The following is a 14409-nucleotide window of genomic DNA, read 5'->3' on the forward strand; positions in this document are numbered from 1 at the left end:
TGATGCATCAATGCCAGCGCGCCGAAATACACCATTCCCAGCGCACAGGCCGTACTTGCCGGCGCGCGGCGAAACAGCGGAATCACTTTTTTCAGCGTTTCCGGAACCACCTTGTAGGTATCGGCAATCCAGGCAAGCAGCAGCACGTTCGCGAATCCGCAAAACAGCGCCAGGTAGAAGGCCTGCGATGGCCAAATCGCCGCCGGCCACAGCGTTCCAAGGCCTGTCAGGGACAGGAAAACCAGCTGATACACAATGGTCGGCACCTTGATCACATAGGTCCACAGCGCCTTGGCCGCTTTGAGCACCGTTTCGTAAAACACCACCAGGAAGCAGATCAGCGCAACGACCTTGATGAGATTGACCCAGGACATATAGCGCGACCACACCGGCGGCTCGCTCGCTTCCGTTTTGACGGCGCCTGCCGCCGTTTCCCGGAAGTCGCTCGGGCTGACATATTTGCCGGCGACTTCCTTTGCCATCCGTTCGCTCAGATAGCCATCTTTCTGCATCTGCTTGATCAGTTCGGTCTTGATATCGCCAGCCGTGCGCGGAGACGGGGCGCTTGCCGGAGCCTGATGAGGTTCAGCGGCGGGACCCTGGGCAAGAGCGCCCGCGCTCATGATCAGCATCCATCCAAGGAAGATAAGTCGCCACGCAATATTCATATTTTTTCGCCTGATGATATTAACAGGATGATAACGCATCCACTGCCGGTTGCGGCGCCGGGAAATCGCCTTTCGCCGCACCTCGCACGTTGAATTGCAAGCCTGCACCGGGATGATCGCGCCGAAAAATAGCGGCCTGAGCGGTTGAGAAGCATCAAATGGAGGCGAGAATCGACCGATACACTCGACTCTTGAAGCGGCCCGTTTGCACTGCGTGCAGGGCGGCATCAACCTTTCGCTGCCACCTTTTTGCGCAGCAATTTCAAGGAGAAACTCATGAAAACAATACTCTCAACCATCGCCGCGGCGAACGCCATGGCGTTCGCCATGGCCTTTGCCAGCGGCGCCGTCTCGGCCCAGCCGACCGTGAGCACCTCACAAGCCGGTACAGGCAACACGCTGTACGTGGACCAGACGGCGCCCGACTACGAATACTATGAACTGCGCGCCGCGATCAAGCAGACAGGCAATAACAATGTCGCCGGCGATCCGGCATCGAAAACGCCGGGCATTCTTCAGGTGCGCTCTTACGATGCCTATGCTGAAATTGTTCAGACCGGAAACAAAAACGCGGCGAGCATAGCGCAGGACAATATCCACCGCAGCGGTACGAACATCAAGCAACTCGGCAGCGACAACAAGGCTGTCGTGAAGCAGAAGAATTCCGGTGAAGTAGCCAATACGATCGAGCAAGTCGGTAACCGCAATGCGCTCAATGTCGATCAGCTCGGGTTATTCCCATTCAGCATCCGGGCCTACCAGACCGGCAATGACAACGACATCACGGCGAAACAGGTTAATTCGGGTTTTGGCGGGCCGCTGGTCGTACAGACCGGCAATTTGAACAAGGTCACGATCGACCAGGATAACGCCGTGTATTCGGGTGTCGAAGTGCAGCAGTTGGGCAATGCCAATAACGCCAGCGTCAGGCAGAAGGATTCCTACTTCACGCGCCAACAGTCCATTCTCCAGAAAGGAAATAACAACCTCGCCAGCAGCGACGAGCAAGGCCACGATAATGCCAGCCTGATTGTCCAGACCGGCAATCTTAATAAAGCCACTGTCGTCCAGCGTCTGGACTACAGCCAGTCGCTCGTCACCCAGACCGGTAACAGCAATATCGCGTCCGTCACGCAAAACGGCGGCAAGAACTACGACACGCCGAACATCGCGAAGATCGCCCAGAATGGGAATGGCTTCTACGCCAACATCATCCAATCCGGCAGCGCCAATCACACCAGCATCGTGCAGCACTAGCAGTCACCCGGGAGCCTGGCCTTGGCAGGTTCCCTGGTGCGAATGCCATTCCTACCCGGCCTGGTCCAGATTGCCCTTCACCTGCAACAGCAGGGCGAGCAGCATTTCCTGCTGCTCCCCGTTCATCCCCCGTACCGCCTGCGCGTTCAGCTTGCCCGCTTCGGCCTGGGCCGCCTGCTGGATGGCCCGGCCGGCATCGGTCAGCGACAGGCGCGTGTTGCGGCGGTCGGCCGCATCGGCTTCCCCATGCAGCAATCCGCGTTTGCGCAGCCCGGTGATCAGGCGCGCCACCTGTGCCTTGTCGCGTCCGCTGTGGCGCGCCAGCTCGCTCTGGGTCGAGCCCGGATGATGGCCGAAAAACGCCAGCACCTTCGCTTCCATATGCGTCAGCTCATGCTGGCCGTCGCGCAATGCCTGGAATTGCTGCGAGCGGTACTGATGCATGATCGAATGGATCAGCTCCAACACGGCATCTTGGCGTGCCTCAGTAGAATGGTTGACATTGTCATTCGATTCGGGGATGATAGTGGACATTGTCAACCAATTGAAAGATAAAGACATGAGTATAGACTCTCGCGTCAGCCGTGTGCAGCGTGTGCGCCACGAGCTCAAGATTCGCCAGGTCGAGGTGCTGAGCGTGCGCGCCATCGGCAGCCATTTCCGCAGCATTAGCTTCGGCGGCCCGGCGCTGCACGATTTCCATAGCGCCTCGTTCGACGACCACGTCAAGTTCATCCTTGGCGACGGTCCCGATGCGGCCAAACGCGACTACACCCCGCGCAGCTTCGATCCCGCCGCTGGCGAGCTGGTCATCGAATTCGCCTTGCATGGCGATGGCCCCTGCGCGGCCTGGGCAGCCCAGGCCGAGCCGGGCCAGCAGGTGATCATCGGCGGCCCCAAGGGCTCGCTCATCATTCCGGTCGATTACGAGTGGCATTTGCTGGTCGGCGACGAAACCGGCTTGCCGGCGATTTCGCGCCGTCTGGAGGAGCTGCCCGCCGGCGCCCGCGCGACCGTCATCGTGAAGGTGGACGATGCCGCCGACCGCCGCGCTTTTGCCGGCCAGGCCGAGGTCGACCTGCGCTGGGTCGCCAGCGATGCCGACCTGCTGGCCGCCGTGCAGGCCTGGACGCTGCCAGCCGGCGAGGGCTATGCCTGGTGCGCCGGCGAAGCCGCCACCATGGCCGCGGTGCGCCAGGAACTGGTCGGCGTCAAGGGCCTGGACAAGACTGCCATCCGCGCCGCCGCCTACTGGAAGCGCGGCGGCAGCGGGTTTCACGAAAACCTGGAGTAAGCCGCTGCGGCTTGCGCGTCGTCAACTGGGGCATCGAACCAGATGCCGTAGCGGTCGCCTTGCCACGACAGCAAGTAAAACAGATACGCCGTGGACAGCATGATCAAGCCGCCAGCGAGCGCCGCTTCGCTCACGAAGCCCAGCAGGCAAAACAGAAACCCGCTGGCGTGCGACACGGCTTCGATGCGTTTGGCGACGCGCCGGGTCGGGTGCATGTGCAGAAAGCTGAAACCGAACCAGCAGCGCAGCCACAGCGGCAGCGTGTGCCAGTCGAGCGCGTGTTTGTCGATCACGAATGTCTCCTCGGTCAGGGTCGACACCTCCACTTCAAGCACCGCCGCAAGACATTTGAGCGACTCCACACTGGCCTTGTGGCCGCTTTCGATGCGCTGGATCGTCCTGACGCTCAAGCCCGACATCTGGGCTAGCTGTTCTTGAGAAAGATGGCGGCTGAGACGAAGTTGTTTAAGAATCATCATGGTTCCCGAGGCTGGTGAACCATGAGTATCGACCGATTTGCGCCGTGTCGGTGACGAAAATCACCCGACAGCGGCCCGACAGTAGCCTCATTGGCGCTATTTCCCCGCGTTTTCCTGCCCCCGCAAGGCCTGCGCGACCGCCGCGACCGCGCGCGCGACATCGGCGTCGCCGGTCTGCCAATTGCATACCGATACCCGCATGCAGCGCTTGCCGCGCCAAGTAGTGTTACTGAACAGCGCCTCGCCGCTGGCCAGCACGGCGCTGGTGACCTCATCCGTCCAGCGGTCGTGATCGCCCTGGGTGGCGCCCGGCGTGCGATCGAGAAAACGTACCAACCCCTGATTGATCTGCGGTTCCCACATAAGTTCAACGCCGGGCAGGGCGGCAATGCCGGTCACGAGCGCATGCGCGGCCGCGCAACAGCGCTCGATCATGGCGTCGACGCCGCCGCGTCCGAGCTCGCGCAGGGCGGCATAGGCGGCCACGCCGCGCCCGCGCCGCGACCATTCCGGATTCCAGTCCGCCGGCTCGCGCACCTGATCGCTGTGGGCAACATAACTGGCTTCGTAAGACATGGCGCGCCGCTGCGCACCGGCATTGGCAACAAAGGCAAACCCGCTGTCGTAGGGTACGTTCAACCACTTGTGACCGTCGGTCGCCCAGGAATCGGCCTGCGCCACGCCGGCCAGCAGATGGCGGTAACGCGCGCTGGCGTTGGCCCACAGGCCGAAGGCGCCATCCACGTGCACCCAGGCGCCGTAGCGGTGCGCCAGGGGAATCAGCTCGGCGAAACGATCGTAGGCGCCGATGTTGAGGTCGCCCGCCTGCAGCAGCACGATGACCGCTGTGCCGGCGCTGTCGGCCAGCGCCTGTTGCAGCGTCGCCGCGTCGAGCTGGCCAGCCTGGTTGACGGGCAGGCCGGTCACGGCGCCCGTGCCCAGGCCCAGCAAGCGGGCCGCGCGCGTGATGCTGCCGTGGAACTGGTCGCCGCTCAGAATGCGGATCGGCGGCGCGCTGCACAGGCCATCGCGTTCCACATCCCATCCACGGCGCGCCAGCAGCGCATTGCGAGCCGCCGCCAGGGCGGTCGCGTGCGCCATCTGGCAGCCGCTGGTGATGGCGAAGCTGGCGTCGCGCGGCAAGCCGAGCAATTCCTTCAGCCAGGCGCCGCAGACCTCTTCAATCACGGTCACGGCCGGCGCGCAGGCATATGCGGCTGCGTTCTGGTCCCAGGCGCTGGTGAGCCAGTCGGCCGCCAGCGCGGCCGGCAAGGCACCGCCGATCACCCAGCCGAAGAAACGCCCGCCTGCGCTGCCAGTGATGCCGCCGGCCGAATCGGCGGCCAGCTCGTCGATCACTTGCGCGGCCGGCATGCCGCCATCGCCCAGCGGCTTGGACAGCCGTGCGCGCAGGTTGTCGAGGCTGGCGCGGGCGCCGACCGGTTGCTGTTCCAGATGATCCAGATGGGCCAGCGCGTGGCTCAGGGCACGTTCCAGTGCCGGGCGAAACGGGGAAAGGGTAGTCATGGCGATCCGCGGCGGCCTTATTCAGTTGTGTAGCCCCGAGCGTAAGGCCGGCGATCGGCGGGCGCAAACGATCTGTTGCCGCTGTCACGTTAGCTGAGCTAAAGTGACACATGCACATCCCGTTCCAGAGCTTCTATACATTCTTTGTGGTTTGCCGTGCCGGCAGCATGAAAGAGGCGGCGCGCGAATTGCATGTCAGCGCCGGCGCCATCAGCCAGCGCATGCGCGAGCTGGAACTGCGGCACGGTCAGCGCCTGTTCGAGCGCACCTGTGCCGGCGTCACGCCAACCGCGGCCGGCGCGGCCTTGTATGCCGATATCCGGGCCCCGTTTCAGCAGATCGAAACGGTCTCGCGCCGGAGCTTGGCGGATCACGCGACCCGGCAATTGGTGGTGAGCGTGATGCCGTCATTCGCTTCCGGCTGGTTATTGCCACGCCTGGGCGACTTTGCCAGCCGCCATCCGGACGTGTCGCTCTCGATCGACAGCGATGCGCGCGTGGTCGACCTGAAAAGTGACGCGGTCGATTTCGCCATCCGGCACGGCCTGGGAAGCTATCCCGGACTCGAATCGCGCTGGCTGATGTCGCCCGAAATGATCGTGGTCGGCGCGCCGGCGTTGCTGCGCCAGGGGCCGCCAATTCGCTGCCCTGCCGATTGCCTGGCCTACCCCCTGCTGCATGATGGCGAACGCCGCGATTGGACATTGTGGCTGCAGGCCCACGGCAGCGCATCGCCCAAGGCGCGGCGCGGCCTGTCGTTCAGCGACGAGCATTTGCTGGTGCGCGCCGCCACCGAAGGGCAGGGACTGGCGCTGGTGCGCGATATCTACGCCGGCGCCGACCTGGCGAAAGGTCATCTTTGCAAGGCGCTGGAGCAGCAATGGCCGACCCAGTTCGGCTATTACCTGGTCGGTCTGCCGGACAGCTTTGCCGCATCGGGCGCGCGCGCTTTCGTGGAATGGATCCAGGCCGAAGCCGCGCAATCGCGCGCGACGCCGGCGTTGCGGCGGTAGCGCTAACACCGTCAGCGTAGCGATCTCACCCCTGCCAAGCTCATCAATTACATGGCACAATCGCGCCCTCGGTGCTCACGGCACCCCATTCGCGTGAATCGTTCCCATGTCAGAACAACAAATCGTCATTGCCGGCGGCGGCGTCTCCGGCCTGTATTGCGCCATCCGCCTGGCCGAAGCCGGGCACCAGGTCCTGATCCTGGAAGCATCGTCCGACCGCTGGGGCGGGCGCATCGAAACCGAAGACATGGATGGTTTCATCGCCGAATACGGCCCGATGCGCTTCGAGCCGACCCTGCAGCCGCGCTTCGCCCAGCTGTGCGCCGAACTGGGGGTGGGGCTGGTCGATTTTTCCGGTCCCTCGGCCGATGAAATCAGCGTGCCCGACAGCCAGCTGCCGCCCGAAGAACAGGGCCTCAATTCGCTGCAACTGCTCAAGCGCGGCATCATGCTGGTGATGGGACGCGACCCCAGCGACCAGGCCTGGATCGACGGCCTGACCGAAGCGGACTATAACCGCCTGCGCCGCCATGCGCAGCTGCACGGCCATCCGCTGTGGGCCACCGGTTTCTGGAACGTGATGTCCGGCCACGGCATCCTGAGCCACCGCGCGCTGGTCAAGCTGCGCGACACCGGCACTTTCTATCACATGATTCCGGAAAACCTGAACGCGATCGAATGGATCATCTGGTGGCTGCGCGCGCTCAAAACCGTGGGCCAGAAGCTGGCCAGCATCGCCGGCGGTTCGGCCAAGCTGACCGACGGCCTGATGGCCAAGATCCACAGCCTGCCCAATATCACCCTGGCCGGCGGCCATACCCTGCTCGGTTTTCGTCCCACCGCGCTGGGCCAGGCGACCATGGAACTGGACGTGCGCACCAAGAACGACACCATCAAGCTGCAGGCGGCGCGCCTGATCCTGGCGCTGCCGCGCATGCCGCTGGTCAAGCTGGCGCAGCATCTGCCCGAACACATCGCGACCCATCTGGATGCCGTCAACGGTTTTCCGATGCTGAAGATTTTCTTCGTGAGCAACGCGCCCTGGTGGGATTACGACCAGCCGCCGCAGCAATACGCCAACTGCCTGCCGACCCGCGAAGTGCATTACTTCCGCCGTCAGCAGGGGCGCGATATGGACGGCCACGGCATGGTGCTGCTGTACATGGACCGCCCGTCGACCGAATTCTGGCGCCATTACCTGAGCGAGCCGGACAAGCACGACCGCGCCGAAGTCGACCAGGATGCGCGCATCGTCGACGCCTTTGCCCTGTTCGTCGCGCGCGACGTCAAGCGCCTGCTGGAAACGAACGAATCGCACCTCAAGCTGAACGACCACTCGAAGGCGGTGTTCCGCGACCAGACCCTGGACCAGGCCACGGCCTACATCAGGAATTCGATCATCACCTACGGCATCCGCGACTGGGCGCGCGCGCCGTACGGCGCCGCCAACCATGGCTGGCAGCCGGGCGTGCGCTCATGGAAAGTGATGGATGCGTTCAAGGCGTTCGATTTCGGCTGCGGCGCGAAGAACGTGCACATCGTCGGCGAAGCGTATTCCGATTACCAGGGTTTCGTGGAAGGGGCCCTGAACAGTTCCGAGCTGGCGCTGGAAGCGATCTTGCAGGGGCGCTGAAGCGCCAATCGCCGTCTAAAATTGCCATCCCGGCTACGTGCGCTTCCGAACGGACGGGCCCGCCTCATGCGGGCACAATGGCTTCATTCGATTGCAACGCGCCGGCCCCCAGCCGGTGCAGTTTCCGTTTAAGGCGCGGCCCAGAATGCCGCGCCGTCTTTTTGCGTCGCGCCTCGCAATGGCCGCCGTCCGCGCACGATCACGTTTCATCTCAAGGAATACCACCATGTCATTCAATCACGTCGTCGTCTGGCTCGACCAGGCCGAAGCACACGTTATCCATTTCACGCGCGATGCCGCCGAATCGGAAGTCATCAAGACCGCCTCCGTGCATTCGCAGCATAGAAAATCCGGCGTCGATGCCAGCATCGAATCGGAACAGAATCCCGATTACCTGAACGAGATCGCCGCCGCCATCGAAGCCGCTCAGGAAATCCTGATCGTCGGCCCTGGCCAGGAAAAGCTGGTTTTCATCAAGCACCTGGAAAAGCAGCACCCCGCCGTGGCTGCCAAAGTGGTCAGCGTCGAAACGGTCGACCATCCGAACGACGGCCAGCTGCTCGCCTACGCGCGCAAGTATTTTGTCAAAGAAGGCATCATGCATTAATTGATGCGTAAAAAAGCCGGGAGCGCCGTTAGCGGGCGCTCCCGGCTTTTTTTTGTCCGCGCAGCTTATGCGTGCGCCGCGTCGAGCTTGAACACCCGCACCACGTCGGCCAGCTGCGCCGCCTGGTTCTGCATCGACTGGGCCGCCGCGGCCGCCTGTTCCACCAGCGCCGCATTCTGCAAGGTCATTTCGTCGAGCTTGACGATGGCCTTGTCGACGCTGCCGATGTCCACGCTCTGCTCGCGCGTGGCGGACGAAATATCGTCCATGATCTGACTCACGCGCTGCACGCCCTCGACCACTTCGCGCATGGTGTTGCCGGCTTGCTCCACCAGCACCGTGCCGGTGCCGACCTTGGCCACCGAATCGTCGATCAGCAATTTGACTTCTTTCGCCGCCGCCGCCGAACGCTGCGCCAGATTGCGCACTTCGCTCGCCACGACCGCGAATCCGCGCCCCTGTTCGCCGGCCCGCGCCGCTTCCACGGCGGCATTGAGCGCCAGGATATTGGTCTGGAAGGCAATGCCATCGATCACCGAGATAATGTCGACGATCTTGCGCGACGAGGCATTGATCACGCCCATCGTCGTCACCACCCCATCGACCGCTTCGCCGCCGCGCACCGACACTTCGGATGCGGCCTGCACCAGTTTGCTGGCGCTGGCCGCGTACTCCGAATTGCGCTCGACCGAGCTGACCAGCTGGGCCATCGATGCGGCCACCTCGGCCAGCGCCGAGGCCTGGTGCTCGGTGCGGCTCGACAGGTCGATGTTGCCGGCTGCGATTTCGCTCGACGCCAGCGCCATCGATTCCGTCCCCATGCGCACTGTCGACACAATGCCGCTCAGGCTGTCGCGCATGGCCTTGATCGCGAACACCAGGCTTGACGGCACCGCGGCCTGCACATCGACCGCGTGCTGCAGTTCGCCCTGGGCAATGCGCTGCGCCACCTCGGTGGCGTAGGCCGGCTCGCCGCCGAGCTGCCTGAGCAGACCGCGCACGATCAGGAAGCCGACGCCGGTGCACACCAGCACGGACAGCATGCTCAGCGCGCCGATCCAGTACGTCGCGCTCGCTGCATGGCGGCCGGCGTCGGCGCTGGCCGCGCCGCTTTGCGCCTGCACTTTTTTCAGCAGCACGTCGATATCGGCCACGATCTGGCGCCGCAGCGGGCTGCATTCGTTGACCAGGAACTGGCCGAAGGCTTCCATCTCGGCCTTGGCGCGGTACTGGCGCGGGCGTTCGAGCTCTTTGGCCATCGCCAGCAGGCCGGCCTTGACCTTGACGAAATCGGCATCGCCGGCGAACGCCTTGTCGAGCTGTTCCAGTGCGCTTAGGTAAACCGCCTTCTGCTGGTCGACGATGTCGAGCTCCCTGGTTGCGGCGCCATTGTCGACGAAGATGAATGCATTGCGCGCGGCAATGCCGGTCTGGGCCAGCGCTGCGCGCGCCACGTACAGCGGGTCGAGTTTCTGGACGTTGACCGCGGTCAGGCCAACGACGGCGTTCTCGACCTTGTTCATTTGCACGACAGCAAAAATGGCCAGTATCAGCGTGATGGACAGCGTCAAGGCAAAGGCACTGTAGAGTTTGGTAGCAATTTTCATGGTGTGGATGGTGGCAAGGTCAAGCGGTCCGAAATCGAAGGCGTCGCTCAACCAGGCAACAGTGAGAGCACGCGAAAATTGATGAATCCGTTGATATGTTGAACTGCTGATTTCTATAAATCAACAAATATGTGACGATTGTGATGATTGTGTGGCGTCTTTACACGCAGTGCGGCCGTGTTCATTAACTTCGATAAATATTTATTTGTTGAAATTTAAGTGGCGCACTACACTGCATTTTTCTTCTCTGAAATTAACCATGTCTCGCCTTTCTGTAGCGACTTCCGATCCAGTCATGACCACCAGCGACGCCGCGCGTCTGCTGGGCGTGGCCACGAGTACGGTACAGCTGTGGATGGAAAGTGGAGCGATTGCGTCGTGGAAGACGCCGGGCGGGCACCGCCGTGCGTTGATGAGTTCGGTTCTGCGCATGACCCGCTCCGGCCGTCCTGCGGCCGCGTCGGGCAGCGCGCCGCTCGCGCCGGAATTTACCCTGCCGGCCGCGCCGCCGTATCCGGTGCCGGACCAGGAACAGCTGCGCCTGTCGGCGCTGGCGGCGCTGCAGCTGGTGCCGTCGCCCGCCGAGGAGCGCTTCGACCGCATCGTGCGCCTGGCCGCGCTGGTCGCCGATTGTCCGATCGCCCTGATCACCCTGCTGACGGCGCAGCGCCAGTGGTTCAAGGCGCGCGTTGGCCTCAAGGCGGCCGACACGCCGCGCGAATGGGCGTTCTGCACGCACGCCATCCTGCAGCGCGAACCGTTCATCGTCGAGGATGCCCTGCAGGACGCGCGCTTTCGCGACAATCCGCTGGTGACGGGCACCCCGGAGATCCGCTTTTACGCGGCGTTTCCTTTAATGAGCGTCAATCACCTGGCGCTGGGAACGCTGTGCGTGATCGACCGCGAGCCGCGCCGGCTCAAGAGCCGTGAGCTGCAGGGCCTGGAAGACCTGGCCAGCATGGCGACGCGCGAACTGAACACGCCCCCGCATTAGCCCGGGCCCGGTCCATCGAGCCGCGCAGCGGGCGGCGCGCCGGTGGGCACATAGCGCAGCAGGTAAATCGTCACGCCGGCGCCGATACAGAGCAGCAGCAGGGTCAGGCTGGTGCGCTGCAGGCGCAGCATCGAATACGCCAGCGAGGCCCACATCAGCACGAGAATGGTGATCTTGGCGCGGCGCGGAATGCCGCGTCCCTGCTCGAAATCGCTGAGATATTTCCCGAACACTTTGTTCCCCAGCAGCCAGGCGTGCATGCGGGTCGAACCGCGTGCAAAACAGGCCGAGGCGAGCAGCAGGAAGGGCGTGGTCGGCAACAATGGCAGGAAAATGCCGAGGATGCCCAGCAGCACGGCAAGGCAACCGATCGTGTTCAGCAGCAGTTTCATGGAAGTCCTTGGTGGCCGTGGAGGAGGGCGCCGCACGCGCCAGCCTGCCGCGCGCATCCTACCATGGTGGCCAGGGCCGCCGCCTCACGCCATCAGGAATACGGGCGGGTCGCCGTCATGCGTTCCCACAGCCGTTCGAGCAGTGCTTGCACAAAGCAGACGGCGCGGTTGACGACGGCCTTGTACGCCACCGCAAATGGTGCCGGCATGCGCGCCTGTGCGCGTGCCCGTGGGGCCGGCGCCCGCAGCGCGCCGGGCGCGGCCGCCACTTTGGCCGCCGCTTTCTGCGCCGAGCGCGACGGTTCTTTCTCGACGCTGCAATTGCAGCCGAGCAGGTGCATGGTGGCAACCAGGCGCTGCGCCGTGACGTGATCGAGCCGGCCGCGCAGGACCGCGTTCGGCGTGGCCAGCATGGAGGCCGCCTGTTCGGGCGTGCATTTAAGCAGCGGCACCAGCTTGCCCAGCATGGCCGCCGTGTTCACGTTTTTCTGGATGCTGGTGAGCACCACGCGAAAGCGCGCCGGACGGTACACCAGGCCGGCCTGGGTATCGATCACGGTCAGCGACAGCGCGCCCGCCCGGCGCAGCACGAAGGAAAGCACTTCGATATTCTTGTACGACAGGCTGATCACGCCGATGTCGCCCGTCAGGCAATCGATCAGCGGCGTGTCGGCCCACGGGCAGGCGGCCGCGCTGGCCCTGCTGTAGGCGCCGCTCGACGCGCACGGATACCTGGCCGTGATCGCTTCGTAAAACTGCAGCAGCCGGGCCGACGGCGCCAAGTCCATCGAGGTATGCGCGAGCGTGTTGGCAAACCCCCGGACAGACAGATTGTCGGAAGGCACTGGCGGGACCACCACTTTCAAGATGTAGCTCATCCGAAAATATTGATGCTTATGGGAAATGCGTAGTGTATGCCATTTGGACGCGTGCGCGGAAGACTCACGCAGCAGCGTGGCGCGATTGAGACAGAAAAGGGAAAAACGCCGGATCGGAATGATGCAGTTGGCAAGCTTGGCCGGCAATGTCGACCTCATGAATGCCCCGTTCCACCTCACCAGCCTCACCGCCCAGGCCATTGACAACCAGCGGGCGGCAACGATCGCCGACGTGGTCGCGCGCGACCCCTCGGTGCGCAGTACCGCGCCCAGCGGCGACGTGGCCGACTCCTTCTTCATCCGCGGCTTCGCCATCGGCGACAACAACATCGGCGAAATCGCCTTCGACGGCCTGTACGGCGTCGCCCCCAACTACCGCCTGCTGGCCGACTACGCCGAGCGGGTCGAAGTGCTCAAGGGCCCGGCGGCCATGATCTACGGCATGTCGCCCAACAGCGGCGTGGGCGGCAGCATCAACGTCGTGCCCAAGCGCGCCGGCGCCGACCTGACCCGCGTGCAGGCCGGCTACGCCAGTGCATCGCAAGCCGGTGCGCGCATCGACCTGGCGCGCCGCTTCGGCCCCGATCGCGCATTCGGCGCGCGCTTTAACGGCAGCCACCGCGGCGGCGACACCGCCATCGATACGCAGTCGCGCAAGAGCAGCCTGGGTGCGCTGGCGCTGGACTACCAGGGCGAACGCCTGCGCGCCACGCTCGACCTGATCGACCAGCGCGACGATGTCGACGCCCCATCGCGCCGGCCCTGGCTGGGCGCCGGCCTGGCTGTGCCGCGCGCGCCCGACGGCCGCACCAACCTGACCCAGCGCTGGGAATGGTACGACAGCCGCGAGCGTTCGGCCTTGCTGCGCGCCGACTACGAGGCGCACCGGCAGCTGACCCTGTTCGCCAGCGCCGGCACGGCCCGGAGCGACGTCGGACGGCTGTTCAACACGCCCTCGATTCTCAACGCCGCCGGCGACACCAGCGTCGTGCCGACCCGCGCCGTGTTCGACGTGCAGCGCAGTTCGGCCAGCGCCGGCCTGCGCGCGCGCCTGGCCGGCGGCGGCATCAAGCATCGTCTGACCTTGGAATGGAGCCGGTACGAGGACCGCCTGGCGATGGGCACCCGGGCCGGCCGCGCCTACGCGTCGAACCTGTACGCGCCGCGGGTTTTGCCGGCCCAGGACGTGGCAGCGCCGGCGGCGGTGACGAAGCGCTCGGCCAACCGCCTGGGCGGCGTGGCGCTGGCCGACATGCTCTCGATGTTCGACGAGCGCCTGCAGGTGATGCTGGGCGTGCGCCGCCAAACCATCCGTTCCGACACCGTCGGCGCGGCCACTGCGCGCTACGGCCGCAGCGCGCCTGATACCGCCGTCAACGGCGGCGAAGCATTCGCGCCGTACAAGGCCAGGCAGCAGGAGATCGGCGCGCGGGTCGACCATGGCAGCCTGGTGACCAGCGTGAGCCTGTTCCAGATCACCCGTCCGAGCGGCCAGCTCACCGCCAACCGCTACGCCGCCGATGGCGAACAGCGCAACCGCGGCATCGAAGTCAACGCCTACGGCAAGCTTGGCAAGGACGTGCGCCTGTTCGGCGGCGCCAGCTGGACCGACGCCAAGCTGGTCAAGACCAACAGCGCCGCCACGCTCGGCAAGACGGCGGTAGGCGTGCCGAAACTGCACATGACGATGAGCGGCGAGTGGGATGTGCCGCTGCTGGCCGGACTGACCCGGAACGGCGCGCTGCAGCACAGCGGCGCGCAATACGCCAACCAGGCCAACACCCAGCGCCTCGACGGCTGGACCACTGTCGACGTGGGCGCGCGCTACCGCACCACGGCGCCCGGCAAGCCGGTGGTGCTGCGCGCCGGCGTGCGCAATGCGGCGGGCAGGCATTACTGGGCCGGCGCGTCGACCTGGGGCACCCTGATCGCGGGCGCGCCGCGCAGCGTGGCGATATCGGCGGCGGTCGACTTCTGAGGCAGGGACCGGACAGGGCGTGAGGTCGGCTGGAGCACCACTCCCTGCAATCCTGCTCTTCATACAAACCGATCAATTTTCC

General features: G+C 64.5%; 14 protein-coding genes. 7 read left to right on the top strand and 7 right to left on the bottom strand.

Annotation, left to right across the window (positions count from 1 at the left end):
* The coding region (locus RBA41_RS29630) for a hypothetical protein (RefSeq protein WP_306627964.1) at positions 1-896 on the bottom strand (896 nt) is incomplete at its 3' end.
* A gap of 48 nt (positions 897-944) precedes the next feature.
* On the opposite strand from RBA41_RS29630, the gene RBA41_RS29635 reads away from it, so the two are divergent.
* Positions 945-1925, top strand: a complete 981-nt coding sequence (locus RBA41_RS29635) for a hypothetical protein (protein WP_306627965.1) — start codon at positions 945-947, stop codon at positions 1923-1925.
* A gap of 51 nt (positions 1926-1976) precedes the next feature.
* Here the strand turns inward: RBA41_RS29635 and RBA41_RS29640 are convergent, their stop codons facing one another.
* Entirely contained in the window at positions 1977-2393 is a 417-nt protein-coding gene (locus tag RBA41_RS29640; protein WP_306627966.1) for a MarR family winged helix-turn-helix transcriptional regulator, read from the bottom strand.
* A 91-nt stretch (positions 2394-2484) separates the two neighbouring features.
* Here RBA41_RS29640 and RBA41_RS29645 point away from each other — a divergent pair, with 91 nt between their 5' ends.
* Positions 2485-3219: a siderophore-interacting protein gene (locus tag RBA41_RS29645; RefSeq protein ID WP_306627967.1), complete on the top strand. Its 735-nt coding sequence runs from the start codon at positions 2485-2487 to the stop codon at positions 3217-3219.
* Here the strand turns inward: RBA41_RS29645 and RBA41_RS29650 are convergent.
* Both RBA41_RS29650 and RBA41_RS29655 read right to left on the bottom strand, forming a co-directional pair.
* Positions 3201-3695: a helix-turn-helix domain-containing protein gene (locus tag RBA41_RS29650; RefSeq protein ID WP_306627968.1), complete on the bottom strand. Its 495-nt coding sequence runs from the start codon at positions 3693-3695 to the stop codon at positions 3201-3203. The genes RBA41_RS29645 and RBA41_RS29650 overlap by 19 nt on opposite strands.
* 99 nt (positions 3696-3794) lie before the next feature.
* Positions 3795-5225 carry a pyridoxal phosphate-dependent decarboxylase family protein gene (locus RBA41_RS29655; protein WP_306627969.1) on the bottom strand — a complete coding sequence of 477 codons (1431 nt, stop codon included), beginning with the start codon at positions 5223-5225 and terminating at the stop codon, positions 3795-3797.
* A gap of 110 nt (positions 5226-5335) precedes the next feature.
* On the opposite strand from RBA41_RS29655, the gene RBA41_RS29660 reads away from it, so the two are divergent.
* The 3 genes from RBA41_RS29660 to RBA41_RS29670 all read left to right on the top strand — a co-directional run bounded on the left by RBA41_RS29660 (position 5336) and on the right by RBA41_RS29670 (position 8478).
* Positions 5336-6238: a LysR substrate-binding domain-containing protein gene (locus RBA41_RS29660; RefSeq protein ID WP_306627970.1), complete on the top strand. Its 903-nt coding sequence runs from the start codon at positions 5336-5338 to the stop codon at positions 6236-6238.
* 106 nt (positions 6239-6344) lie between these two features.
* Positions 6345-7871: a flavin monoamine oxidase family protein gene (locus RBA41_RS29665; protein WP_306627971.1), complete on the top strand. Its 1527-nt coding sequence runs from the start codon at positions 6345-6347 to the stop codon at positions 7869-7871.
* A 226-nt stretch (positions 7872-8097) separates the two neighbouring features.
* Positions 8098-8478: a translational machinery protein gene (locus RBA41_RS29670; protein ID WP_306627972.1), complete on the top strand. Its 381-nt coding sequence runs from the start codon at positions 8098-8100 to the stop codon at positions 8476-8478.
* A 65-nt stretch (positions 8479-8543) separates the two neighbouring features.
* Here the strand turns inward: RBA41_RS29670 and RBA41_RS29675 are convergent, their stop codons facing one another.
* Positions 8544-10085 carry a methyl-accepting chemotaxis protein gene (locus tag RBA41_RS29675; RefSeq protein ID WP_306627973.1) on the bottom strand — a complete coding sequence of 514 codons (1542 nt, stop codon included), beginning with the start codon at positions 10083-10085 and terminating at the stop codon, positions 8544-8546.
* A 295-nt stretch (positions 10086-10380) separates the two neighbouring features.
* Here RBA41_RS29675 and RBA41_RS29680 point away from each other — a divergent pair, with 295 nt between their 5' ends.
* Entirely contained in the window at positions 10381-11079 is a 699-nt protein-coding gene (locus RBA41_RS29680) for a GAF domain-containing protein (RefSeq protein WP_306627974.1), read from the top strand.
* On the opposite strand, the gene RBA41_RS29685 is transcribed toward RBA41_RS29680, so the two are convergent.
* Together RBA41_RS29685 and RBA41_RS29690 are read right to left on the bottom strand one after the other, a co-directional pair.
* The gene (locus RBA41_RS29685) at positions 11076-11471 is read right to left on the bottom strand and encodes a YbaN family protein (RefSeq protein WP_306627975.1); all 396 of its coding nucleotides are present in this window, start codon (positions 11469-11471) and stop codon (positions 11076-11078) included. The two genes, RBA41_RS29680 and RBA41_RS29685, sit on opposite strands and share 4 nt — an antisense overlap.
* Positions 11472-11563: 92 nt before the next feature.
* Positions 11564-12349, bottom strand: a complete 786-nt coding sequence (locus RBA41_RS29690) for a hypothetical protein (RefSeq protein WP_306627976.1) — start codon at positions 12347-12349, stop codon at positions 11564-11566.
* 118 nt (positions 12350-12467) lie between these two features.
* Between RBA41_RS29690 and RBA41_RS29695 the strand changes: the two genes are divergently transcribed.
* Positions 12468-14327: a TonB-dependent receptor gene (locus RBA41_RS29695; protein ID WP_306627977.1), complete on the top strand. Its 1860-nt coding sequence runs from the start codon at positions 12468-12470 to the stop codon at positions 14325-14327.
* Positions 14328-14409 lie beyond the last annotated feature (82 nt).

The sequence above is a fragment of the Massilia scottii genome, from assembly GCF_030846495.1.
GTDB classification, from domain to species: domain Bacteria; phylum Pseudomonadota; class Gammaproteobacteria; order Burkholderiales; family Burkholderiaceae_D; genus Telluria_A; species Telluria_A violaceinigra.

Excerpts from the sequence above, each read along its gene's own strand:
- RBA41_RS29635 (WP_306627965.1), top strand. The coding sequence starts at position 945 with ATGAAAACAATACTCTCAACCATCGCCGCGGCGAACGCCATGGCGTTC.
- RBA41_RS29645 (WP_306627967.1), top strand. The coding sequence starts at position 2,485 with ATGAGTATAGACTCTCGCGTCAGCCGTGTGCAGCGTGTGCGCCACGAG.
- RBA41_RS29650 (WP_306627968.1), bottom strand. The coding sequence starts at position 3,695 with ATGATTCTTAAACAACTTCGTCTCAGCCGCCATCTTTCTCAAGAACAG.
- RBA41_RS29655 (WP_306627969.1), bottom strand. The coding sequence starts at position 5,225 with ATGACTACCCTTTCCCCGTTTCGCCCGGCACTGGAACGTGCCCTGAGC.
- RBA41_RS29660 (WP_306627970.1), top strand. The coding sequence starts at position 5,336 with ATGCACATCCCGTTCCAGAGCTTCTATACATTCTTTGTGGTTTGCCGT.
- RBA41_RS29665 (WP_306627971.1), top strand. The coding sequence starts at position 6,345 with ATGTCAGAACAACAAATCGTCATTGCCGGCGGCGGCGTCTCCGGCCTG.
- RBA41_RS29670 (WP_306627972.1), top strand. The coding sequence starts at position 8,098 with ATGTCATTCAATCACGTCGTCGTCTGGCTCGACCAGGCCGAAGCACAC.
- RBA41_RS29675 (WP_306627973.1), bottom strand. The coding sequence starts at position 10,085 with ATGAAAATTGCTACCAAACTCTACAGTGCCTTTGCCTTGACGCTGTCC.
- RBA41_RS29680 (WP_306627974.1), top strand. The coding sequence starts at position 10,381 with ATGACCACCAGCGACGCCGCGCGTCTGCTGGGCGTGGCCACGAGTACG.
- RBA41_RS29685 (WP_306627975.1), bottom strand. The coding sequence starts at position 11,471 with ATGAAACTGCTGCTGAACACGATCGGTTGCCTTGCCGTGCTGCTGGGC.
- RBA41_RS29690 (WP_306627976.1), bottom strand. The coding sequence starts at position 12,349 with ATGAGCTACATCTTGAAAGTGGTGGTCCCGCCAGTGCCTTCCGACAAT.
- RBA41_RS29695 (WP_306627977.1), top strand. The coding sequence starts at position 12,468 with ATGATGCAGTTGGCAAGCTTGGCCGGCAATGTCGACCTCATGAATGCC.